At 59.1% G+C, this 22,840-nt stretch carries 24 protein-coding genes and 1 pseudogene; 12 read left to right on the top strand and 13 right to left on the bottom strand.

The genetic code is table 11. The features are described 5' to 3' along the window. The first annotated feature begins 44 nt into the window (after positions 1–44). From ACA070_RS18930 to ACA070_RS18920, 3 genes are all read left to right on the top strand, one after another. Positions 45–1,589 (top strand): T6SS phospholipase effector Tle1-like catalytic domain-containing protein, encoded by a 1,545-nt coding sequence (locus ACA070_RS18930; RefSeq protein WP_497447867.1) that lies wholly within the window; start codon positions 45–47, stop codon positions 1,587–1,589. Continuing rightward, positions 1,589–2,245 (top strand): DUF2931 family protein, encoded by a 657-nt coding sequence (locus ACA070_RS18925; protein ID WP_497447866.1) that lies wholly within the window; start codon positions 1,589–1,591, stop codon positions 2,243–2,245. The genes ACA070_RS18930 and ACA070_RS18925 overlap by 1 nt, the downstream gene beginning before the upstream one ends. Before the next feature lie 227 nt (positions 2,246–2,472). Next, positions 2,473–4,146, top strand: a complete 1,674-nt coding sequence (locus tag ACA070_RS18920) for a tetratricopeptide repeat protein (protein WP_497447865.1) — start codon at positions 2,473–2,475, stop codon at positions 4,144–4,146. 317 nt (positions 4,147–4,463) lie between these two features. Here the strand turns inward: ACA070_RS18920 and ACA070_RS18915 are convergent, their stop codons facing one another. Next, the gene (locus ACA070_RS18915; RefSeq protein WP_497447864.1) at positions 4,464–4,763 is read right to left on the bottom strand and encodes a hypothetical protein; all 300 of its coding nucleotides are present in this window, start codon (positions 4,761–4,763) and stop codon (positions 4,464–4,466) included. Positions 4,764–4,883: 120 nt separating this feature from the next. Continuing rightward, positions 4,884–5,558, bottom strand: a complete 675-nt coding sequence (locus ACA070_RS18910; RefSeq protein ID WP_497447863.1) for an NADPH-dependent F420 reductase — start codon at positions 5,556–5,558, stop codon at positions 4,884–4,886. A gap of 392 nt (positions 5,559–5,950) precedes the next feature. Here ACA070_RS18910 and ACA070_RS18905 point away from each other — a divergent pair, with 392 nt between their 5' ends. Beyond that, entirely contained in the window at positions 5,951–7,327 is a 1,377-nt protein-coding gene (locus ACA070_RS18905; protein WP_497447862.1) for a cytochrome ubiquinol oxidase subunit I, read from the top strand. Between the two features lie 12 nt (positions 7,328–7,339). Further along, positions 7,340–8,341: a cytochrome d ubiquinol oxidase subunit II gene (locus tag ACA070_RS18900; RefSeq protein WP_497447861.1), complete on the top strand. Its 1,002-nt coding sequence runs from the start codon at positions 7,340–7,342 to the stop codon at positions 8,339–8,341. Between the two features lie 10 nt (positions 8,342–8,351). On the opposite strand, the gene ACA070_RS18895 is transcribed toward ACA070_RS18900, so the two are convergent. The 4 genes from ACA070_RS18895 to rclC all read right to left on the bottom strand — a co-directional run bounded on the left by ACA070_RS18895 (position 8,352) and on the right by rclC (position 10,543). After that, on the bottom strand, positions 8,352–8,882 hold the full coding sequence (locus tag ACA070_RS18895) for a cupin domain-containing protein (protein ID WP_497447860.1): 531 nt from the start codon (positions 8,880–8,882) through the stop codon (positions 8,352–8,354). Positions 8,883–9,101: 219 nt separating this feature from the next. Continuing rightward, the gene (locus ACA070_RS18890; protein ID WP_497447859.1) at positions 9,102–9,596 is read right to left on the bottom strand and encodes a PaaI family thioesterase; all 495 of its coding nucleotides are present in this window, start codon (positions 9,594–9,596) and stop codon (positions 9,102–9,104) included. A gap of 114 nt (positions 9,597–9,710) precedes the next feature. Then, a complete protein-coding gene (locus ACA070_RS18885) occupies positions 9,711–9,944 on the bottom strand; it encodes a DUF2790 domain-containing protein (protein WP_497447858.1) in 234 nt (77 codons plus the stop codon). Positions 9,945–9,970: 26 nt separating this feature from the next. Then, positions 9,971–10,543, bottom strand: a complete 573-nt coding sequence (gene rclC, locus ACA070_RS18880) for a reactive chlorine resistance membrane protein RclC (protein ID WP_497447857.1) — start codon at positions 10,541–10,543, stop codon at positions 9,971–9,973. A gap of 215 nt (positions 10,544–10,758) precedes the next feature. Between rclC and ACA070_RS18875 the strand changes: the two genes are divergently transcribed. After that, complete coding sequence (locus ACA070_RS18875; RefSeq protein WP_497447856.1) at positions 10,759–11,664, top strand: AraC family transcriptional regulator; 906 nt, start codon at positions 10,759–10,761, stop codon at positions 11,662–11,664. Positions 11,665–11,683: 19 nt separating this feature from the next. Here the strand turns inward: ACA070_RS18875 and ACA070_RS18870 are convergent, their stop codons facing one another. Continuing rightward, on the bottom strand, positions 11,684–12,688 hold the full coding sequence (locus ACA070_RS18870) for a LacI family DNA-binding transcriptional regulator (protein WP_497451987.1): 1,005 nt from the start codon (positions 12,686–12,688) through the stop codon (positions 11,684–11,686). A 227-nt stretch (positions 12,689–12,915) separates the two neighbouring features. Between ACA070_RS18870 and ACA070_RS18865 the strand changes: the two genes are divergently transcribed. From ACA070_RS18865 to ACA070_RS18855, 3 genes are read left to right on the top strand one after another with little or no spacing between them, the layout of a single operon-like run. After that, on the top strand, positions 12,916–14,055 hold the full coding sequence (locus ACA070_RS18865) for a Gfo/Idh/MocA family protein (protein WP_497451986.1): 1,140 nt from the start codon (positions 12,916–12,918) through the stop codon (positions 14,053–14,055). Continuing rightward, the gene (locus ACA070_RS18860; protein ID WP_497451985.1) at positions 14,052–15,149 is read left to right on the top strand and encodes a sugar phosphate isomerase/epimerase family protein; all 1,098 of its coding nucleotides are present in this window, start codon (positions 14,052–14,054) and stop codon (positions 15,147–15,149) included. The genes ACA070_RS18865 and ACA070_RS18860 overlap by 4 nt, the downstream gene beginning before the upstream one ends. Positions 15,150–15,205: 56 nt before the next feature. After that, the gene (locus ACA070_RS18855; protein ID WP_497447855.1) at positions 15,206–16,438 is read left to right on the top strand and encodes a nucleoside permease; all 1,233 of its coding nucleotides are present in this window, start codon (positions 15,206–15,208) and stop codon (positions 16,436–16,438) included. An 18-nt stretch (positions 16,439–16,456) separates the two neighbouring features. On the opposite strand, the gene ACA070_RS18850 is transcribed toward ACA070_RS18855, so the two are convergent. The 5 genes from ACA070_RS18850 to ACA070_RS18830 form a co-directional block, all read right to left on the bottom strand. Further along, positions 16,457–17,128, bottom strand: a complete 672-nt coding sequence (locus ACA070_RS18850; protein ID WP_497451984.1) for a class I SAM-dependent methyltransferase — start codon at positions 17,126–17,128, stop codon at positions 16,457–16,459. 109 nt (positions 17,129–17,237) lie between these two features. After that, positions 17,238–17,768, bottom strand: a complete 531-nt coding sequence (locus ACA070_RS18845; protein WP_497447854.1) for a glyoxalase superfamily protein — start codon at positions 17,766–17,768, stop codon at positions 17,238–17,240. A gap of 246 nt (positions 17,769–18,014) precedes the next feature. Beyond that, the gene (gene alaE, locus ACA070_RS18840) at positions 18,015–18,476 is read right to left on the bottom strand and encodes an L-alanine exporter AlaE (protein WP_497447853.1); all 462 of its coding nucleotides are present in this window, start codon (positions 18,474–18,476) and stop codon (positions 18,015–18,017) included. Positions 18,477–18,623: 147 nt separating this feature from the next. Next, on the bottom strand, positions 18,624–19,574 hold the full coding sequence (locus ACA070_RS18835) for an EamA family transporter (RefSeq protein ID WP_497447852.1): 951 nt from the start codon (positions 19,572–19,574) through the stop codon (positions 18,624–18,626). Next, entirely contained in the window at positions 19,571–20,842 is a 1,272-nt protein-coding gene (locus tag ACA070_RS18830) for an MFS transporter (protein ID WP_497447851.1), read from the bottom strand. Before ACA070_RS18830 ends, ACA070_RS18835 begins: the two co-directional genes overlap by 4 nt. A gap of 125 nt (positions 20,843–20,967) precedes the next feature. Between ACA070_RS18830 and ACA070_RS18825 the strand changes: the two genes are divergently transcribed. Beyond that, a complete protein-coding gene (locus ACA070_RS18825; protein ID WP_497447850.1) occupies positions 20,968–21,426 on the top strand; it encodes a winged helix-turn-helix transcriptional regulator in 459 nt (152 codons plus the stop codon). A gap of 24 nt (positions 21,427–21,450) precedes the next feature. Here the strand turns inward: ACA070_RS18825 and ACA070_RS18820 are convergent. Further along, positions 21,451–21,666: pseudogene (locus ACA070_RS18820) on the bottom strand (NapC/NirT family cytochrome c); the annotation flags it as partial. Between the two features lie 50 nt (positions 21,667–21,716). Between ACA070_RS18820 and ACA070_RS18815 the strand changes: the two are divergent. Together ACA070_RS18815 and ACA070_RS18810 are read left to right on the top strand one after the other, a co-directional pair. Further along, the gene (locus tag ACA070_RS18815) at positions 21,717–21,869 is read left to right on the top strand and encodes a hypothetical protein (protein ID WP_497447849.1); all 153 of its coding nucleotides are present in this window, start codon (positions 21,717–21,719) and stop codon (positions 21,867–21,869) included. 40 nt (positions 21,870–21,909) lie between these two features. Beyond that, positions 21,910–22,485 carry a response regulator transcription factor gene (locus ACA070_RS18810; protein WP_497447848.1) on the top strand — a complete coding sequence of 192 codons (576 nt, stop codon included), beginning with the start codon at positions 21,910–21,912 and terminating at the stop codon, positions 22,483–22,485. The last annotated feature ends 355 nt before the right edge of the window (positions 22,486–22,840 follow it).

The raw sequence follows: 22,840 nt of genomic DNA, 5'->3' as shown, positions 1-22,840 counted from the left end.
GCACCCTCAGCGCCCGCTGTACCAAGGAGCCAGGTGATCAAGGAATGAGTGGATACGTCCCCAACCCCCCGAAAAACTACCGATACGACGAAGCCAAACCCGTCGACATCCATGCCCGACGCTGGGCGGAATACGAGAAACACGGCAAGGCACCGTTGCCTGCGAAAGAAAAAGTCAGGGTCGCGCTGCGCATTGGGGTGTTCTTTGACGGGACGCTCAACAATGCCGGCAACTCGGCTTCCGGGCTGCTTTGCGGCGCGCATCATCCAATCCAGCCAGCGGATGTTGATGCGAGTTGTAAGCCTTATATGGCAGATCCTGAAGGTAGTTATGGGAATGATGTCAGTAATGTCTTCAAGCTTTATGAGCTTTATCCGACATCGGAAGTAGCCGGCAGCGATGGCTCAGCCAAACTCGTGCTTCGCAGTTTGTATGTCGATGGAATCGGTACGGATGCAGGCGCTGAAGACAGCATGGGTGCCGCGGCCACCGGGCGAGGTGATGCCGGTGTAGCGGGGAAGGTGCAAAAAGCGTTTGTCGCCATGAAAACACTGATCAAGGAGGCAATAGATCGCAATCCCGACAGCGAGATCACATCCCTCACCTTCGACACCTTTGGATTCAGTCGAGGTGCTGCCGCTGCCCGACATTTCGCTAATGAAATCGTACGTTGCAAACAAGGTCCTTTGGGCGAAGTGCTGCGTAGTAATCCCAAGGGCTTCAGTTCCAGTTTTGGTGGTCAGTACAACAGTGAAATCATCATGGGGTTTATCGGTCTATTCGATACGGTCCCATCGGTCGCGGGGTTCACAAACATCGGCAACATCCAGAGCCCGGTAGCGCCAGGGATCAAGCTCTACCTTGATCGAAAGTACTTTACTGATGTTGTCCAGTTGACCGCGCGAGATGAAATTCGAGCCAACTTTGCGTTAAGCACGGTCATTCCCGCACACACAGAAATATCCGTTCCAGGCGTGCATTCGGATATCGGTGGCGGTTATCGGGAGGAAGTGGAGGAGTGCGTGCTGGTCAGCCCTATGCAGGCCCTTACGATCCGAGAGGGAACGGATATTCGAACCACTTCAATTTATCGTGACGCCCAGCAGCAAAAAGCCAAGTGGATCGCCAACGGCTGGCCAGAGACAATGCTGGAAATTGTGATTCCGAAACCGAGCATCTTGCCGAAGGCAGAGCAGACCATCGGGCTCAAGCAGGTCAGGGTGTACGCAGGTTTGCAGCTAAAGCGTCCGGTCAGTGGCAAGCTGTCGGTGGTGTATCTGCATTTGATGCATAAATTGGCGAAAGAGAAGGGTGTGCAGTTCATCGATGTGCCAAAAACCTCCCAATATTCAATTCCGTCAGAGCTAGAGGCTCTCCGCGACAGATTTCTTGGTGGTAACTACGAAATCACTGCCCCAGAAGACAAAATGCTCAAATTACACTACATCCATATGTCCGCTAACTGGAGCAATCCAATAGGATTAAGTCGAGAGCGTGGCGTAAATCTCCGCTACACCAATGCGCCTACTGCGAATGGCGTGCGAGTGCGTCATCCCCACGTGCAAGATTCAAACTGGAGAACATTTTGATGCGTGTCTTGGGAATGTTGTTAGGGATGCTTTTGGTTTCAGGCTGCCAAGCCACGAACCTTGTATCGCCCAAAACGGAACTCACGAGAAAGTGGTGGAGCCTCAGCTTCAACGAGCCTTACTACATGAAAGCTTGGGTCGAAGACAGCGAGGTTGAAGACATCAACGGTAAGCTATTTCACCGTACAGGGGGCGGTACGGCAGCGGGTGGAGAGCCAGAAAACAATGCGGAGTCTGCTCGTGGGTGGGGCGAAATAACCGGAGGCATTCGCGAAGTGGTGGGTGCCGAATTACCCAAACGGATCTTTGTTCGCTGGCAGTCCATAGTCGAACCCCAAACGTACCGAATATGGGTCGACATTCCTGAAGAAGCCCGGCAAATCATGCGCGCTACATGGAAAGAACCTTGCCCGGCATCACCGGATGAGCCCGCAGGCAATGTCGCGTTGGTTTATGTTGGTGTGGCACCCGGTGGAGTTGTCCAAGTGTGGGTAGCGGATAAATGCATGAAAGCCATCAAGGTGGCTCGGGCGCAAGCAGAGATAGAACCGATGGGCCCAGACCAAGGCAAAAGCCAGGGGCAATATGCCTATCCCGTCAGCGACAAGGCGAAGCGCTACATCGGCCAATATGGCATCCCTTACGGCAGTTGGTAGAAAGCAACACATAACGGGCACCACTGGCGCCCGTTTTCATTTACTTCACAGCCCCGGAAAAACGGGCGGCGCAAACCTGTCGTCGGCTGTACCGCTCAACCAGGAGCGCAGGGCTATGCTTTAGCTCCTCAGCAATCAACGGTCTCCAGGAAATCAGACCGCGTCATCCATCCTCGTCTGCAAGCATTTCCTGCGAGGCTTCATGCTCTGATCGAGAGGATAAACCGATGCACGACTATTACGATTTGGGCACCTACAGCCGCCCGGTAACGACCCATTCGCCACAGGCCCAGCTCTGGTTCGATCGCGGTCTGATCTGGTGCTACGGCTACAACCACGACGAATCCATTCGCTGTTTCCACAAGGCCATCGAACACGACAGCGATTGTGCGATGGCTTACTGGGGCATCGCCTACGCCTCGGGCCCCAACTACAACAAGCGCTGGGATGCCTTCATTGAACAAGAGTTGAAAGAAGCCGTGGCACACGCCCGGCTGGCGACGCACACCGCGCTGGCACATCTCGACGGTGCAAAACCGGTGGAGCAGGCGCTGATCCGGGCGCTGGAAAAACGCTATCAGGCTGATGATGCGACCAGTCTTGAGCAACTCTTCGCCTGGAACGACGCCTACGCGGCCGCCATGCGTGATGTCTATCAAGCCTTCCCTGATGATCCCGACGTCGTTGCGCTGTTTGCCGAAGCGCTGATCGACCGCACGCCCTGGCAATTATGGGACCTGAAAACCGGTGCGCCGGCACCGGGCGCCGACACACTGGAGGCTGTGGTCGTGCTGGAGCAGGCGCTGCGGCGGATGGAGCAGCACGGCGATGCGCCGCACCCGGGCGTGCTGCATATGTACGTCCACACGATGGAAATGTCTCCTTATCCGGAGCGAGCGTTGCGAGCCGGCGACGTCCTGCGCGATCTGGTGCCGGACGCCGGACATTTGCGTCATATGCCGTCGCACATCGACGTGCTTTGTGGTGATTACCGGGGGGCCATGATCACCAACAGCCGGGCGATCCAGGCCGACAGTAAATACCTGCAACAGGAAGGGCCCCTCAACTTTTACACCCTGTACCGAAGCCACAACTACCACTTCAAACTCTATTCGGCGATGTTCCTCGGGCAGTACCAACCGGCCCTTGAAGCCGCCGATCAACTGACTGCGACCATCAAGGAAGAACTGCTGCGCGTGGAGCAGCCGCCCATGGCCGACTGGCTGGAAGGCTTCGTGTCGATGAAGGTCCACGTGCAGATCCGCTTCGGCAAATGGCAAGACATACTCGCCACGCCGCTGCCGAACGACCAGGCACTGTACTGCGTAACCACGGCGATGCTGCATTACGCCCGAGGCGTGGCGCACGCCGCCTGCGGGCATGTCGCCGCCGCAGAAACCGAACAGCAGCTCTTCATCAATGCCCTGAGCCGAGTGCCGGAAACCCGTTACCTCTTCAACAACACCTGCCTCGACATCCTGGCGGTCGCCGGCGCCATGCTGCGCGGGGAAATCGAGTACCGCAAAGGCAACCACGACAGCGCGTTTACCCACCTGCGCGAGGCGCTGGCACTGGACGACAATCTGCCTTATGACGAGCCATGGGGCTGGATGCAACCGGTCCGGCATGCACTGGGTGCGCTGCTTCTGGAACAGGGCAGGGTAGAAGAAGCCTTGCAGGCGTACCGGGCCGATCTCGGACTGGATAACACACTCAGCCGTGCGTCCTGGCATCTGGACAATGTGTGGAGCCTCCACGGTTATGTGGAATGCCTGAAACGCCTGGGACGGGACGCTGAAGCCGCGGCGGCCAAGACTCGGCTTGACCTGGCCATGGCGAGGGCTGATGTGGAAATTACGGCATCGTGTTTTTGCCGAGTCGGGGAGCGGTGTTGTAAGTGATGCATAAAACATCGACGGTAGAGGCTAATGCCGTTTCGTTAATTCGTTACGCGATCTTTAGCAGGGTGAACGCAGACAATAAGGGCCGTTAAGCTGATTTCGATGGGGCGCTCTGGCCGAAGATTGCTGATGAGAAAATGAGACTGCGTGTCGCCGAATGGCATTGCAAGCAAAGGTGCACTACCGTGTAGGTGTAATCCCTCGTGCCGCAGTCCTATTCTGGTTGAGAGGTGGGTTTCATGAACAACATCATCTACATCGTCGGGTTAGTAGTGGTCGTCGTGGTAGTCCTGTCGTTCCTCGGATTTGCATAGGTTTCAATTCCTGCACTCCGCCAACACCACCTGGCAGGTATTCGGCGTGCCACCGGATCGGCCGGCATAGCGGATGCAATTATCCAGGGATTTTTGGCGCGCCATGCTCAAGGTGTTGCCCCAGGCAAGGCCACCCTCGCCGGCGGTGGGAAGCGCTTTTGCATAGCAGGCCGAGCCCACACTTGAGGTTGCATAGCGAGCGGTGGACGTTTTGCCTGAACATCCCGCGACCAGCGCCAGGCTGATGGCGAGCAGGGAAGGGATGAGCCATGACGAGCATTGACGTGCTGTTTTAACGGTCATCCCGTTTCCCCTGTATCAAGAGGCGTGTTTGGGTCCTGCTCTATTCAGATTAGACGGTGTTGGGCCGGGGCTTGTATCGGTTTCAAAATGCAACGAGATTAAGTATTGCGGGATTGCTCGCTAAGGGCCCAGCCGTTGCTTGAGTTCGGCTTCACTCCAGACGCCGCTGAGCGGGCCGCTCGGCAAACCTTCATTGGCTCGTGCCAGCGGGAAAAGCACTGGCACAAATCCGGCGTCGCGCACTAACCGGGCACCGACATCCCGGGCTTGGGCATCGTCGGCGAAAACGGGAATCGCCTTGCCTTTGCCTGACAGGTCTTTCATTGATGCGTAGCCGATGGCGTTGAACGCCCGCACCAGGTGCACTCCGGGCAGATATTGCTGGTCCGCCAAGGCGACTCCCTGATCCAGCGCCTTGCGCCCGACGTCACCGTCTCGGCCGCTGAAGGGGTTGCTGGTGCTGAACAGCACTTTGCCGTCCAGCTTGCCTTTCAGCTGTTCGGACAGCACCGGCATTGCGCCGTAGGGAACGCTCAACACGATCACATCGCCCCATGCCGCGGCATCGCCAACCGTGCCCGCCTGAGCGTTGGGGCCAGCCGTCTTGACCAGGTCCGTCAGCTCCTCGGGGTGGCGTGACGAAAACATCACCGAGTGCCCGGCCTTTACCCATAGCGTGCCAAGCGTACCGCCGACCTTACCGGCGCCAATCACGCTGATCTTGAGCGTATCCGCCATCGCCGGGCTGGTGCAGAAGACCAGGGCGGCGAACATCAGAGAGAGGATTCTGGACATGTACTGCGCTCCTCGGTTGGAAAGCGATCGTGGAATAACCGTAGTTGAGCCGACGTATAAACGATGAGCACGAGCAGGGATATTTGATGAGCGGCGTGAGGCAGGTTCAGCAGGGGAAGCTATTGTCTATGTGTCCGCCTTGCCAGTTGCCGCCCAACCAGCTCGTCCCTGAGGAGGCTGGCGAAGTGGACTCTGCTTTGATCATTTTGCGTTTGTGACCTGAAGCTCGCGAGGGAAGCCTTCAAAGATCGACCACGATCGCGGCCTCTTGAATTCGCTTGTGCTGCATCGGACAGGTGCCATGCTGACTCTCGCCAAAGTCTTTGACTGCCTAAGTAACCCTCTTTCGACAGTCCCGTTCTGCGAGACTGCGCAAGCGGTGAGTGGACGGCATGGACGCGCTTGATTCGGCGCTGATGGCGGCGCGTGTCCAGTTTGCGATCACCATCAGCTTTCACATTGTGCTGGCTGCACTCACCATTGGTTTGTCCAATTTTTTATTGGTGCTCGAAGCGCAGTGGCTGTGGCGTGGGCGACAGATCTACCTCGACGTCTATCGATACTGGCTAAAAGTATTTGCCCTCACGGTGGCGGTGGGCACCGCCTCGGGCCTGATTCTGGAGTATCAGTTCGGCCTCAATTGGTCGCGGCTTTCGACTCGGGCCGGTGACATCCTCGGCCCCTTGATGTTTTACGAAGTGCTGGCCGCCTTTTTTCTAGAGGCTGGTTTTCTCGGCATCATGCTCTTCGGAATGAAGAAGGTCGGACCACGGATTCATTTCTTCGCCACCTGCGCGGTGGCCGTCGGATCGCTGATGAGCGCGTTCTGGATCCTGTCGGCCAATTCCTGGATGCAGACACCCGCCGGTTACTCGATTGACGCCGAGGGTCGTTTCATTGCCGAGAATTGGTGGGCGATCATTTTCAATCCATCGTTTCCTTATCGGCTTGCGCACATGACGTTGGCGGCGTTCCTCGGCAGCGCCACGCTGGTGGCCGGCATCAGCGCCTGGCAGTTGTTGCGTGCGCCTGAGAATCCGCGAGCCCGGCTTGTCTATTCCATGGCGCTGTGGACGATTGCCTTGCTCATCCCTGTGCAGATCGTGGTCGGAGATCTTCATGGCCAACACAGCCTCATCGTTCAGCCGCAGAAGGTCGCCGCCATCGAAGGCTCCTGGACTCGCCCGCCTGAGGGGGCGGGTGAACCCTTACGCTTGTTCGCCCTTCCAGACATGATTGAGCGACGCAACCATTGGGAAGTGGCGATTCCACGCCTGGGGTCGCTCTACCTTAAGCACGATCTGAGTGGCACCATCGCCGCGCTGGACGAGTTCCCGCCTCAAGACATCCCGCCGGTGCCAGCGGTCTTCTTCGCTTTTCGGATCATGGTCGGCCTGGGCCTGTTGATGCTGGGGCAGGGCCTGGCCAGCCTGGTATTGCGCTGGCGAAAACGGTTGTACGCAGCGCGCTGGATGCTCCGAGTGTGTGTGTTGATGGCTCCGGCCGGATTTTTGGCGATGTTGAGCGGCTGGGTGGTGACCGAGGTCGGACGCCAACCTTTCACCGTCTATGGTTTGCTGCGCACGGCTGACAGCCTGTCTTCGGTGTCTCGACAGCAGGTGGTAGGCGCGACGTGGACGATCCTGGCGTTTTATGGGGTGATCTTCGGCGTGGGGTTATGGGTGCTGCTGCGATTGCTGCGTGAGCCACCTCACGAGAACGAGCCCGGGCCTCAACCTACGTTGGCTGACGAGACGGGTAAACCGTGAGGGCCTGCATCCATGTTGGGCATTGACTGGATAACCCTGCTGTCCGCTGCGGCCCTGGGTTTCTCGGTGTTGAACTACGTGCTGCTGGACGGCACTGATCTGGGTGTGGGCGTACTGCTTGGCCTTACCCGATGCAGTCGGCACCGTCGTTCCATGGCGGTGACCATCCTGCCGATCTGGGACGCCAATGAAACCTGGCTGGTGCTGGGAGGCGGTGGTCTGCTGGCGTTGTTTCCGCTGGCTTACGCCATCCTGCTGCCGGCGCTGTATCTGCCGTTTGTCGCGATGTTTCTGGCACTGGTTCTTCGCGCGGTGGCGCTGGAATTTCGCGACTACTCGCCCAGCGATCGTATCAAACGCGGGGTCGATGGCTTGCTGCTGGTCGGGTCGCTGCTGGCCGGGGCCACTCAGGGGATTGTGTTGGGTACGCTTGTCCAGGGCGTGCCAAACCAGGGCGGGCAGTACAGCGGGGACGGCTGGGAGTGGTCAGGTCTGTTTCCGCTGTTTTGCGGCGCGGTGCTTGTCGTCGGCTACACGTGGTTAGGCGCCTGCTGGCTGTATTGGCGCACTGTTGAAGACTTGCAACAGCGATCAGGTCGACAGGCGAGGGCGCTGGCCATCATCACCCTGGTGCTGTTGGCCGTGTTGGTGGTCTGGACAACGACACTGGACGCCCGATATGCGAGTCGGCTTTCCAATCGACTTGTCTGGCTGCCAGCCGCAACATCGCTCATTGCGCTGCTGATCGGCTTCACCTTGGGGTTTCGAAGCCGCTGGCACTGTCTGCCGCTGTTCGCTGCATTGGGAATCTTCGTGTTGGCGTTCGCACTGATGATCGCAGCGCTGTTCCCGTTGATTATTCCGCCGAACCTGACCTTGCAGGCAGCCGCCTCAAGTCCCACCAGTCAGATGTTCATGTTGGTCGGTTTCGCCGTGCTGATCCCGGTGACGCTCATCTACAACACTTACGGCTTCAAAGTCTTCAGCGGAAAGGTCCGCGCCGTTCGTGACTGACCGCAGCCTCTCAACGCTGGCCGACCCAATACTGGTGGACGGCGCCCTGCGAGCCTTGCACCGGGTCCTGATCGGGAAACGGCAGCGTGTCGATCCTCGCCAATTGAGCCTTGGTGGGCGCCTCGCGGCAGATATCGGCCTGCTGACCCGGCGGATAAGCCCCGACCACCAGAAAGTCGTCGCTGGCGTCCAGATTGCAGTGGCCGGTGCCAGCCGGCAGTAACAAGACATCGCCCGGACTGACTTCAACTGCCTGTCCATCCGGGCCGCCCAGCATCAACCGGGCGTTACCGCTGACGATCCCGAGAACTTCATGACCTTCGGTATGGTAATGGTGGTAGCCGTATACCCCGTATCGCCATTGTGGTGGCCAGCCATTGGCCCTGAAAGTTTGCTCGAACAGTGCAGCCGGGTCGTCGCCCTGAACGGCAATCGCGTTGGGGTAAATGAGTACCGGCAGGTGCGGGTTGTTGGGCACCCATTCTTGGCGCTCGAACATCAGGGTTTGTACGGTATCTGCCACAGCGTGCGAGTTGTTCATAAAGGCTCTCCGAAACCTGGCTGCGCCATTGTATTTTTCAGACGTCGATCTGCAATTCCAGATTCCCGTTCTCTAATCTGGCCCGCCTCCAAGACACTTTTAAATGAGCGCTATTGTCCTGTTGCCATTCGTCACGACTGGCCCTTATTAGCCAATCTTAGCCCTGCAGGAAGACAAGACATGCGCCTGAACAGACGGTCTCTGGAGCATGCAAACGACCTACCGATTATGCGCAACCGCCGCCAATTGTTCGGTATCCACCCGAACAAACACGGAGTCTCCAACAGCCGTGAGCACGTCCCCGGCGTAGACCTCGCAGATGACGCGCGTTTTGCGCCCGACATCGCCTTCCACTCGTGCACGCAGGGTCAGCGGTACGCCCATTGGTGTCGGTTTGATGAACTTGATGCCAAGGTTGCCGGTGACGCAGTTGATGCGGGGGAGGCTGGCGACTTCGCGGTTTTCTATTCGGTAGTGGTAAGCCATCGCCGTCCAGTTTGAATGACAGTCAACCAGCATCGCGATCAGCCCGCCGTACACCAGATCCGGCCAGCCGCAGTACATGGCATCCGGCACGTGCTCGGCCATGACATGCACGCCGTCCTCATGCCAGAAGCTCTTGATGTGGAGCCCGTGCGGGTTGTCGCTGCCGCAGCCATAACAAACGCCATCAGGCGCGGCGGTATCTTGCAGGGAGGTGTCGAGACTGGACATAGCGGGATCTTCCTCAAACAAATTAACCAAACCTGTCGGATTTTAACGCTGCAATCGGACCGCGGTCACTCGTGCAGCGACGGGCCTACAAGGCGGGTCGTGTCAGGTCAGTCTTCAACCCCCCGCACAGCCATCGCCCATTACCGAGTAAGTCGCGACATGCCGAGTTCCGTGTGAGTCTTCATACACCCATTCCACCGGCACCACGCCGCACTCCCTGCTGGTGTCGGTGACGCTGATGGTTTTCGCCACATCCAGCGCCACACCGGTGCGGGCGGGTTCAGCCGCGGTGGCGGCAAATGCGCTGCCGGTGAAGAGGGTGAGTAACAAAACGGCCAGGGTTTTCAAAATGATTTTCCAGAGTCCAAAAGTGGTCAGGCGTGTTCTTGCAGCAAACGGCGGGCGGAATCGGCCATCACCGGCAGGGCACCGGCGAGCATCAGCACATCCTTGAGCACAAGGCGTCCGCCGCCGGACAGGTAAGGGAAGCCGTGCTGGGCATCACCGGCGGCCGCGACCCAGGCTTCGGGTGTGGTGATCAGGAAACTCAGGGTCACCAGCGGCGTGGCAAAGGCCAGGGCACCGCCGAGCAGGCCGGTTTTGCGTGAGAGCGGGTTGGAAAGCACCAGCACGCCGATCAGGATTTCCACCACACCCAGGCCATGGGAGAAGGTGTAGGTGTTGTTGGCGGTCTGCCAGGCGCGCTTGTCCAGGTTCAGTTCACCTTCATGGGTCAGGTGCGTTTTGTAGTCCTGCGGGTGCTCATAGAAGAACGACAGGAACGGGCTGTTGGCGACAAACGGGGTGATGCTGTCGGCCTCGTACGGGACGAATTTCAGCGCGCCGATCCACAGGAAAACGATGGCGATAGCGAGGCGCATCAGGTGAGTGCCAAGGGTGTCGAACTTGCCGATGAGGCGCAGCCCGGCGGTGAAGGAATGCAGCATGGGACTTCTCCAGCAATTCACGTTGTGTGGGAATGCGGGAAGTCTGCCGGTTGGCTAGGCAGCGCTTTTGTGCGTCGCGCTCAGGTTTTTGCTTGATCGTCTCAAATGTCCGGAGCCACGATCCGCCGCACCGGCGCTCGACGAAATCGCTTAGTCTTGTCCCTCCCCAAGGCTCGACGTGTTCGATCCGCTCATTTCGTCTGCGATGCGCTCCTATGAAGTCGATCGATAAACTCATCTCATTGGCCAACGTGCGCGGCAGCCTGAATTTGCGCTGCCAGTTTCAGGGCGACTGGGCGCTGGAGCACGAGCAGGAAGCCCTGGGAGTGGCGCCTTATCACATTGTGCTGGCGGGGGAGTGCCGGGTGGAGTTGCCTGGCGGTCAGCGCTTGCCGATGCGCGCGGGCGATATCCTGCTGCTGCCGTCAGGCACCGCCCATGTCATTCACAGTCCGGGCAAAACCGTTGCACCTAGCAAACCCCACGTCGAGACCGGCGGCGTGTTACAGGTGCGTCGCATCGGTAATGCCAGCCCTGATCTGGACATGCTCTGCGGGCGCTTTCATTACAACCGCGCCTCGCTGCTGTTTGCCGCGTTGCCCGCGTACCTGGTGATTCCCCGCGATGCGTTACCGGCCAATGGACCGCTGGCGGCATTGGTCGCGATGTTGCGCAGTGAGGCGGACGGTGAGCAGGCGGGCGCACGATTCTTGCTCGACGCACTGTCCCAGGCACTGTTCACCTTGATGCTGCGGGCGCACCTGGCGACCCACGGCCAAACCAGCGGAACCTTGGCATTGTTGGCGGACAAGCGTTTGGGGCTCGCCTGGCAGGCCATCCTCGCCGACCCCGCGCACGGCTGGACCATCGAGGCCCTGGCCGACGCCGCCAGCATGTCGCGAGCCACCTTTATGCGCGCATTTGTGAAGGTAGCCGGCGTGTCGCCCTGGGTGCTGTTGACTCAGATACGGATGGAGCTAGCGTTCAGCTTGTTGAGTCATTCCCATTTGGGGTTGAGCGACATTGCCGCGCAGGTCGGGTATCAATCCCAGGCGGCGTTCAGCAAAAAATTCAAGGAAGTGTATGGCGAGGCGCCGGGGCGGGTGCGCAAAGGGATTTAGTGCTCGCCCGGGAAAAATGTCAGCGCTCCCTGACCACCGCCGTGCTGTTGCGCAAGGTCAATGTGAACGGCAACACCACGTGCCGTTGTGCGAGCGGTTTCTTCTCGATCAGCGCAATCAACATCTCGACGGCTTTCTGGCCGAAGGTTTCGGCCGGTTGCGAGATGGTCGTCAGGGGCGGATCGCAGTACGCCGCGAAAGGGATGTCGTCGAAACCCACCAATGAAATGTCCTCGGGGACTCGCAAGCCCTGTTGCTTGATGCGTTTCAACGCACCGATGGCCATTTCATCGTTTTCGCAAAACAGCGCCGTGGGGCGGTCGGGCAACGCCAGCATCGCGGCGGCGCCGTCATCGCCGGCCTTCAGGCTGAAGTCACCGTGGCAGATCAGCGCGGGATCCGACGCGATACCGGCCTGATGCAAGGCGTCCTGATAACCGGCCACGCGATCGCGGGTCAGCGGGCTGCTTTTCGGGCCTTTGATCAGGCCGATCCGGCGGTGGCCCAGTTCAATCAAATGCTCGGTCATGGCCTTGGCGGCTGCGCGGTTGTCGAGGCTGATGGTGGGATGACGCCCGCCTTGAATCACCTCGCAGGCATTGACGATTGGCGGCAATTCGGCACTGGGGAAGGGCGCTTCGAACGGGTCGTAGGCGCGTAGTTGGATCACGCCATCGGCCTGATGGGCGTATACCAATTCGGCAAACTCCCGTTCGATTTCCTCCCGGCCCTGGGTGTCGCACAGCAACAGCCGATAACCGGCGAGCTGGGCGGCTTGCTGCGCGCCGCTGATCACCTTGGCGAAAAAGGTGTTGGCGATGGTCGGCACCAGAATCACCAGGTTGCCGGTTCTGCGTGAGCGAAATTGCACCGCCATCAGGTTCGGCCGATAACCGGCTTTTTCCACGGCGGCGTTGACCTTGTCGCGCGTGTCGGGGAGCACGCGCTCAGGCGACTTCAGTGTTCGGGACACCGTGGCGACAGAGACGCCGGCCAGCCTGGCTACTTCGCGGATATTGGACAAGACCACCTCGTTATCGAACTGCGCAGCGGCGAGCTTAGCGCAGGTCGGTGCCACCCTGAAATTTTCCTGGCGATTCATTCGGGGTTTGACACCTCGTCAAACAGGGCCTAAATTTCCGCCATGATGTAACCGGTTACATCGGCTTGAGGTTTCATCCCTTTAAAGCCGTCTGAAGCCGCCTCAAACAGAGAAGAATTACGATGAGTGTTCCACTGCAAAAAATAAGAATGGGCTTTGTCGGTGGCGGGGAGGGTGCCTTCATCGGTCAGGCCCACCGCCAGGCCGCCGGGCTCGATGGCCGTTTTGAGCTGGTGTGTGGTGCGTTCAGTCGCGACCCCCGCAACAATCAGGACAGCGGTGCCGCGCTGGGTTTGTCCGCTTCGCGTTGCTACGGCGACTGGCGGCAGATGCTCGAGGCCGAGCGCGCATTGCCCGCCGATCAGCGCATGGAATTGCTGATCATTGTCACCCCCAATCACCTGCACGCCCCGATTGCCAGCCAGGCGCTAAGCGCGGGGTTTCATGTGTTCAGCGAGAAACCGGCGGCGTTGAATCTGGCCGAGTTGCTGCCGCTCAAGGCTGTCCTTGAAAGCAGCGATCGCCTCTATGGCCTGGCCCACACGTACCTCGGTTATCCGATGGTCTGGCAGGCGCGGCAGATGGTTCGCGACGGCGTGATCGGCACCGTGCGCAAGGTAATCGTGGAATACCCCCAGGGCTGGCTGAGCGAGGATGTGGCGGGGCAGGGCAACAAACAGGCAGGGTGGCGCGATCTGCCTGAGCAGTCCGGGCTGGGAGGCTGCATCGGCGATATCGGCACCCATGCCTTTTCATTGGCCGAATTCGTCGCGGACCAACCCATCCAGCACCTGTGCGCGATGTTGAATACCCACATTGCCAGTCGGCAACTGGACGATGACGCGGCGATGCTGTTCAAGATGGCCGACGGTGCGAGCGGTGTGTTGATTGCCAGCCAGGTGTGCGCGGGCGAAGAGAACCCGTTGAAGATCCGCGTCTACGGCGACAAGGGCGGCCTGGAATGGCGTCAGGAGGAACCGTCGAGCCTGATCCATCGTTCCCTTGATCAACCGATGCGCGTGCTGCGTTCCGGTGTCGGCCAGCCGTGGTTGTGCGACGCCGCGACCCGGCGCATGCGTCTGCCGGCCGGGCATCCCGAGGGGTATCTGGAAGCCATGGCCAACCTCTACGCTGATTTCGCCACTGCTATTCGCAGCAACATCGACGGCAACGCAGCCCCCGGCGTACCGGGCATCGACGTCGGGTTGCGCGGCATGGCCTTCATCGAAGCCGTGATTGCCAATCATCGTGGCGACACGAAATGGACCGAACTGGTCTGTCCCCAATGAACCCGGAGCACTCACCCGTGAACCCTACTTCTCAAACAGGCCTGCGCGGTCCGGGGATCTTCCTCGCGCAGTTCATGTCCGCCGAAGCGCCCTTCGACACCCTGGCCAATATCGCCCAGTGGGCGGCGTCCCAAGGCTACAAGGCCATTCAGCTGCCGACCTTGGGCATGCAGTACATCGACCTGGCGCGCGCCGCCGAAAGCCAGGATTACTGCGACGAATTGAAAGCTGTCTGTGCCCAAGCGGGCGTCGAGATCAGTGAGTTGTCGACGCACCTGCAAGGCCAATTGGTGGCGGTGCATCCGGCGTTCGACGCCTTGTTCGACGACTTTGCCCCCGCGCATTTACGCGGCCAGCCGCAGGCGCGCACCGAGTGGGCCATCGAGCAGTTGAAGCTCGCCGCCCGTGCCAGTCAGCGCTTGGGATTGAAGGCCCATGCGACCTTTTCCGGTGCGTTGCTATGGCCCTATGTCTACCCATGGCCGCAACGTCCAAGCGGGTTGGTTGAGCAAGGCTTCGCCGAACTGGCGAAACGCTGGTTGCCGATTCTTGATTGTTTCGAGGAGGCCGGTGTCGACCTGTGCTACGAAATCCACCCCGGCGAAGACCTGCACGACGGCGCCTCGTTCGAGCGTTTTCTGGAGGCGGTGGATCACCATCCGCGCGCGGCGATTTTGTATGACCCCAGCCATCTGCTGCTGCAGCAAATGGACTACCTCGGCTTCATCGATCGCTACCACGAGCGCATTCGCATGTTCCACGTCAAAGACGCCGAATTCCGGCCCGATGCCCGTTCGGGCGTGTACGGCGGTTACCAGGGTTGGGTCGAGCGGCCGGGGCGTTTCCGTTCGCTGGGCGATGGCCAGATCGACTTCAAGTCGATCTTCAGCAAATTGACCCAATACGACTTCAGCGGCTGGGCCGTGCTCGAGTGGGAGTGTTGCCTCAAGCATTCCGCCCAGGGCGCTGCGCAAGGGGCGGCGTTCATCGAGCAGCACATGATCACCAAGACGCAGAAGGCGTTCGATGACTTCGCCAGCGTGCAGTCGGACGAAGGTTTCAATCGACGATTGCTGGGGTTGCCCGACGCCTGATCACAACGTTGTTCGCTCCTCTCTACAACAAGAAAAACAATAAGACGGTGACTGTTATGTCCACGATGACCGCGCGATTGAGCGCCATGATGTTCCTGCAATTCTTTATCTGGGGCGGATGGTTCGTCACCCTCGGTACGTTCCTCGTCAGTAACCTGGGCGCCAGCGGCGGGCAGATCGGCATGGCGTTCTCGACCCAGTCCTGGGGCGCGATCATCGCGCCCTTTGTGATCGGCTTGATTGCCGACCGTTTCTTCAATGCCGAACGCATCCTCGCGGTGCTGCACCTGGTGGGTGCCGTGTTGCTGTATCAGCTGTATCGAGCGCCAGACTTCAGCACCTTTTACCCCTACGTGCTGGCGTACATGATGATCTACATGCCGACCCTGGCTTTGGTGAATTCAGTGGCGTTCCGGCAGATGCGCGACCCGGCCCTCGAGTTCTCGCGCATTCGTGTGTGGGGCACTATCGGTTGGATCGTGGCCGGTGTGGTGATCAGCTTCGTGTTTGCCTGGGATTCCCAGGCCACGATTTCCTCAGGCGGGCTGCGCAATACCTTTCTGATGTCGGCGATTGCCTCTCTGGTCCTCGGCCTCTACAGCTTCACCTTGCCGCGCACCGCGCCTCTGAAGCCTGAAGTGGGTCGCAGCGGCCTCAAGCAAATGCTCGGGCTCGATGCCCTGAGCTTGCTGAAGGACCGCAGTTACCTGGTGTTCTTCATCGCCTCCATTTTGATCTGTATTCCGCTGGCGTTTTATTACCAGAATGCCAACCCGTTTCTGGCGGAGATCGGCGTGACCAACCCGACGGCGAAGATGGCCATCGGGCAAGTTTCCGAAGTGCTGTTCATGTTGCTTCTGCCGCTGTTCATCCACCGCTTCGGCATCAAGATTGCGCTCTTGGTGGGCATGCTGGCGTGGGCCTTGCGCTACTTGCTGTTCGCCTACGGCAACAATGGCGACCTGGCGTTCATGCTGTTTACCGGCATCGCCTTGCACGGCATCTGCTACGACTTCTTCTTTGTGTCCGGCCAGATCTACACCGACGCCAAAGCCCCGGAACGCTTCAGAAGCTCGGCTCAAGGCCTGATTACTTTGGCGACTTATGGCCTGGGCATGCTGATCGGATTCTGGGTCGCAGGGCAGGTGACCGACCACTTTGCGCTGACGGGCAGCCATGACTGGAAGAGCATCTGGCTGTTTCCTGCCGGGTTCGCTCTGGCGATATTTTTCTGCTTTGCGCTGGCATTCAAGGGGCGGCAGGCCGCGGCTGTTCAATCGACCGTCTGAGCAGCGCTTAGCCCACACTTACCGTCGCGGCTCGGCCACCAACAGCAACGACTGCGGCACCTGGCTTTGCGGGTGCTGCGGCTCCTGCAGGCCGGCCAGCCGAAACCCGGCCATGTCCAGCGCATTCAGCCAACTGGACAAGGTGCGGAAATACCACGGCATCGGTTGCCACTGACCCTTGAACCCGACGAAGGACTCTTCCCGCCAACCATCCTGATAGTCGCCCGCCGCCACGGCCCACGGATGCAGCGTCTGGATCACTAGCGCACCGCCCGGGGCGAGCAGGGCGTTCATGGCGGCGAGCAGCGGGATGATGTCCTGGTGCAGCAACGCGAAGTTGGCGCAGATCAGGTTGTAGTCGCGGCCGACGTCCACCTTCGCCTCCACCAATGCTTCATAGCTCGCCAGATGCACCGTTGAAGAGCCCGCCGCCCGCGCCGCCTCGACCAGCGTCCCATCGCCATCCACACCAACCGCCGTGATGCCCCGTTTAGCCAGCGCACGCAACAGCCAGCCTTCGCCGCAGCCCAGGTCGAGCACCCGCTCCGGCTGGCGGCCCAGCACCGCTAGCTGGATGGCCTGGTCGGTCACCGTGAGGCGGCTTTCGATAGCGCCGCTGCGGATGGCTTCGATCCAGGCGTGGGCGTTGTGGTGCCAGCTGTCGAGGAGGGTGGATTCGGGGGCGGGCATGTTGGTGTCTGGCGTTGTGGGTTGGTTAGAAGGATAGGACAAGTATCAGGATTGACTGGCTTATGCAGGTCGTGAAGCGGACTGGGTCACCCCAGCCCGCCAGGCAGAATCAGCTTTGGCAGAACCGGATTCGATTGCCGAATGGGTCATAGACTTCCAGTACTTGCCCCCAGCCTTGCTGAACAATATCTGGCCGTCCATACCCGTAGCGTTTGCCGTGTAGTTCGTCGCGCAGCAGTTCGATATTTTGCATCGGGACAAATATCGTCGATCCCGGGCTCGCATCGCCATGATGTTCGGAAAGATGAAGCTGCAAACCGTTTCGGCTGATTCCCAGGTACAGCGGCAGATCTGCTTCGAAACGGTGCTCGAATTCGACGCTGAACCCTAGAAAATCAAGATAGAACTCGCGGGCCTTGGTTTCGTCAAACATCCGCAATATCGGGATGGCTTTGTCGAATGTAATGGCGGGTTGGGTGGGTGTCTGGGGAAGCATCGCAGACGCGGTGTTCCAGTCCTTGTAGCCCAGTTGGTGCGCTACCAGTTCAAGCGCGGTTGAGTGAGACGCCTCTTGATTGCGCGCCTCTAGCGAGGCACGCAGCCTCTTCGCCATCTGCTTGGCTTGTTCGATTGAAAACATCGTTCCTCCTGTAGCCGAGGCATTCTGGTGCTCGCGTTGCCAAACCTCGACTCTCAAGAGATGCGACAGGATTTGGAGAGAGAAGAAATGCTTTCACCTTTCCTTTCGGAAGCGAGCGGCGGGCAGCATCGGCCCGCGCTGATAATACACAGCCGCTATTGAGTGCGGAAGTTATTACCGGAGGCTCATCACCGGCATGGGGCATGAATCGGTCACGGACGGCCGTTATTGGCCGATAGAGAACACTCAGCTGTTCAGCGACATTGGCCTATCGCCACCCGGAGGCAAGCCAAACAGCTTCCGTACCCCGTTAAGAAACGCCCCATAAGGTCGTCCTAGAAAGAGCATCATCAAGGCCGCGCCGAAAATGCCACGCACCAGCCCGCCTCCTGATGCACCACTGAAGGCAATGATCGCCGCATAGATGGGCACTTGGAAACTGACGAGGGCAATACTGTCCCACAGCAATATGGAAACCGGACTCTGACCGGCTCGCTTCATTAACCAATCCCGCCATATGCCGTAAGGTCTCGCGACTGGAACCATCAGCGCCGCTCCCAGAAGGCGAGCATGAAGGACCTGATCCCACGTCATGCCAGCAATGAAACGTTCATTGATGATGCCGGTGGTCGTGAAAAACAGGATCAGTGCAGTTGTGTCTGCAAAAAATGCAGTCCGACGCATCGGCTGTTGCAGGCGTTGATGCAAATCACCTCTCCTATTATGGCTTGAGCAGAAAGCGAGTCCCGACCGAAAGTGAATATCTGATTTCGCCCAATGCGCAGTTGTCTGCCGGCAGGCAGGGATGATGAATACGGATTTTGCTTGAATCGGAATCTACCAATAACCTTAGCTTCAAAACCGGATGTCAGTTGGTTTTGGGGGACCGGGTCGCCTCCCTGAGAAATCGCTGTTGTCGAGTCTGCCAGAACGCCTGAGCACCGCACCGAGTACACGCTGTCCGTACAAACCAACCCCAAGACCCGACACGATAAGGACGACGGCGACGATTTTGTTGAGTGACAGGCTCTCATTGAAAATCATCACTGAACCGAGCAGTCCGAATACCGGTACCAATAACGACAAGGGCGCGACGGTAGACACGGGATATTGTTTCAGAAGTGAATTCCACACCCAGTAGCCGAACAGTGTGTTGGGGTAGACCTGGAACAGGATCGACAGGCCGGCACGGTAGTCGAGTTGATTCACCAACGCGCTGTAACCGGTCGAGCCGTTGACGGCGTAATCAAGCGCGAACAGCGGGATGGGCGAAAACGCGCTGGACCACACCAGGAAAGCGAAGACCTGAGCGGTCCTGGCTTTTTTGTTGATCACATTGGCCACACTCCAGGCGACCGCTCCCAGCAGCACCAGGATCAACCCGGCCGTCGTGACGGTTCCGTCAACAATCGAGAGGACGCTCAACAAGCCACAGAAGGCGATACCCATACCCGCCAGTTGGTAGCGGGAAATCGCTTCCTTGAAGATCCAGGCGCCCAGCAGAAGGGTGAAAAACGCGCTGAACTGAAGCACCAGCGAAGCAATGCCGGCGGAAAGTCCAGCCTTGATACCAAGGTTGACCACGCCCCAAAGTCCGATACCGAAGACCAAACCGTAGCCAATGATGTAGCGCCACTGCACATCGGGTTTCGGAATGAAAAAGATCGCTGGAAGTGCGCAAAGGGTGAAGCGAATGCCAGCAAGGATCAGCGGGTCAACTGTGGTGAGGCCCAGTTTGATCACCGAGAAATTCAAGCCCCAAATGGCAGTGATCGAGATGGCGAGTAGCAGGTGTCTGGCTTTCATACGGATCTTCCTTGAAGGGTCGTTGAGAAACGGCTGGTAAGAACCCACAGCACTAAAGCTGCGGCGCTGATCAAGGCGCCCAGCAGGCTGGTTGCCATCCAGCCCCAGAGCGCATAAACCTGGGTCGCGGCTGCCGCCCCCAGCGCGCTGCCGACCGAGTAGAAGCACATGTAGGCGCCGACCATGCGACTTTGCGCGTCGGGTCGTGCGGCAAAAATGAGGCTCTGGTTGGTGACGTGTACGGCTTGTACCGCGAAGTCGAGCAAGACCACTCCCAGGACCAGCGCGATCAGGGACGACTCGGCAAAACTGATGGGCAACCAGGACAGCGTCAGGAGCCCCAGCGAAAGGCCGGTAGTTCGTTGTCCCAAACCTTGATCGGCCCAGCGACCGGCTCTTCTGGCAGCCAGGGCACCGGCGACGCCGGCCAGGCCAAACAGGCCGATGGTCGTGTGTGAAAGCGACAGCGGCGGCGCGCTCAACGGCAGCACCATGGAGGTCCACAGCACGGAAAAAGCGGCAAAGATCAGCAAGGCCAGCAGGCCCCTGAGTCGTAAAACCGGCTCGGTCATGAACAGCTTGAAAAGCGACCCGATGAGCGCCGGGTAGGAGTCCTGGTTGCGTGGCGACACGGCGGCAGGCACCACCTTCCAGAACACCGCCGCGAGGATCAGCATCAACCCTGAGGAAACGAAGTAAACAGCGCGCCAGCCCGCCAGATCTGCGATCAGCCCAGAGGTAAAACGCGCCAGAAGAATACCCAGGACAACGCCGCTGGTGACGGTTCCCACGGCCTGCCCACGTTGTGATGGCGTTGCCAGCACGGCGGCATAGGCCACCAGCACCTGAACCACCACGGCCAGTAAGCCCATCACGATCATGGCGCCCAGCAGGGCCAGCCATTGCTGTGAGGCACCGACCGCCGCCAGCGCAATTGCGGACAGCATCACTTGAGTCAAAATCAGCTGTTTACGGTTGACCCTGTCGCCCAGCGGTACGATGAACAGCAACCCCAGCGCGTATCCAGCCTGAGTGGCCGTCACCACGACCCCGATCAATCCTGAGGTGACGCCCAGGCTTTCAGCCATTGAGGCGAGCAAGGGTTGGGCGAAGTAAACATTGGCGACGGCCAGTGCGCAGGTGACGGAAAACAATAACGTGAGCGACGGAGAAAGCCCCGCAGGCCGGTCGATCCTGCTGCGTTCTCCCATATCCGTAGGCGGCAGTTGCGAAGGCTGCCGGGAGAAACGTTGGGCGTCTGCTGTCATGTGCGCCTCCATGGCGTTAAACTGGTTTCAATTGAAAACTGGTTTCGATTATTGCTGAATCAAGTTTTAAATTGCAACCAGATTGCTCGGCAGGCTTGGCAGTCCATATCCAAAAGGTAAATACGATGGTCGAAGGCACTTCACCGCAAAGCAGCGAATGCCCCGTAGCAAGAACACTCGAGGCCATTGGCGATCGCTGGTCGCTCATGATCATCCGCGACGCATTTGACGACATTCGCCGGTTCAGCGAATTTCAAAAGAGCCTGGGCGTAGCCAAGAATATTCTGGCATCGCGACTGAAAGCGCTGGTTGAGGTCGGTGTGTTCGATGTGCGACCGGCGTCAGACGGAAGCGCCTACAAGGAGTACGTCCTTACGGACAAAGGGAGGGAGATCTTTCCGGTGGTGATCAGCATGAGGCAGTGGGGCGAACGTTTTCTGTTCGAGGCGCAGGAGACGCGTTCGGTGCTGCTGGACAACGAATCCGGCCAGCCTCTGATGCCGATGGATGTTCGCTCATCAAGCGGTCAAAAACTTGGACCGTCTGACTGCCACAGGGTGAGAGTTGTTGACGGCGGGTCGTGAATCGATAGCCGACTTGCCGCATTCTTACCAGCCTTTCACTCCGCTCATATCGGGCAGCTTGTGAGCAATGCCTTTGTGGCAGTCGATGCAGGTGGCCTCACCGTTGGCCAGGGACGTCGAATGCATGGCAGAAGCGCGCTTGCTCTGGCGTGTGAAGTCCATGAACTCGAAGTTATGGCAGTTACGACATTCGCGAGAGTCGTTGGCCTTAAGCCTGGCCCACTCATGTTCGGCCCTCGCGGGCCTGCTGCACAAGATGGGCAATCGCAACACCACCTCCACCGTGCTCAGTGCAACGCTTCTCCGATCAGGTTCTGGTGCGTGACCGCGACAAGGCGGGGTTTCTCGCTTACCAGGCTGTCACGGCGCTACCCCGTGCGCTGCTGATCGAAAAACCGGACTACCTGCCCCAGGACGACACCGTCGGATGCTGGCGCGCATAATTCCCTGGATTTCCAGGCCGATATTCCGGCGATCGCGGCCTTGGCGCGAGCGCGTTTGCTGCTGGCCACCAACTACCCGGACAAAGCCCTCGAAGACTTGGCGATCCTCAGCACTTACGCAAGGAAGTTCAGCCGCGGACAATTGCTGGTCACCGGCCAGTTGCTCGAAGCCTGCGCCAGGGCCGACCTGCTGCAGCCGGAACAGGCGCAAACGCACTTGCTTGAAGCATTGACCCAGGGCCGTCGACTGGGACTTGTACGCTCGCTCCTCGACGAAGGCGAAGTGCTGCGCAAGATGCTTGTCGCGCTGGCGAGCAAGCCGCTGGGCAGCGAAGACGAAGTGTACCTGGGGCGGTTGCTGGAGCGCTTCGGCCCTGGAAGCGTCGGTCGCTCCAGCGAATCGTCGGCCAATGGCGCATCTGCAATGCTCACGCCTCGGGAGTTGGCCATCCTGCAATTGATCAGCCAGGCGATGGCAAACAAACGCGTGGCCCTGACGCTGAACATTTCGCTGGAAACGGTGAAGTGGAACCTGAAAAACATCTACGCCAAGCTGGGGGTTTCGAGTCGTTACGACGCCGTGTCCTGGGCCCGCAAGAACGGGTTGATCGAGTAAGCGCGAAGCGCCAGCGCATAGGAGGGAACGCCCATAAAGGCGCAAATCTATCGAAAGATATAGTCAATGTACTTTCTTGCGTAGTTGTCGGACATTGCCTACATCTCAACAGGAGTCACCTGCTATTCAGAAATAGAAGGAAAGGAAATAGTGACAGGGCAGAACAGGGCGGCATCTCCGGCACTGGGCGAGAGCTTTCAAAAGCGTTCATCGGCTAGGGCCGCACATCGGCCACACTTGAGTTTTGTCGTTGCGCAGCCCACATTGCCTGACAAAGGTTCACGCACAAGGATTGACCGTGACCCATAAAGGAAGATGCAGCATGCCCCCAAAACCTACGAATCAAGCCAGCATT

This window comes from Pseudomonas sp. LBUM1678, from assembly GCF_059695575.1.
The sequence above is the reverse complement of the archived record's forward strand: the minus strand, read 5'-3'. Positions and strand labels throughout refer to the sequence as shown.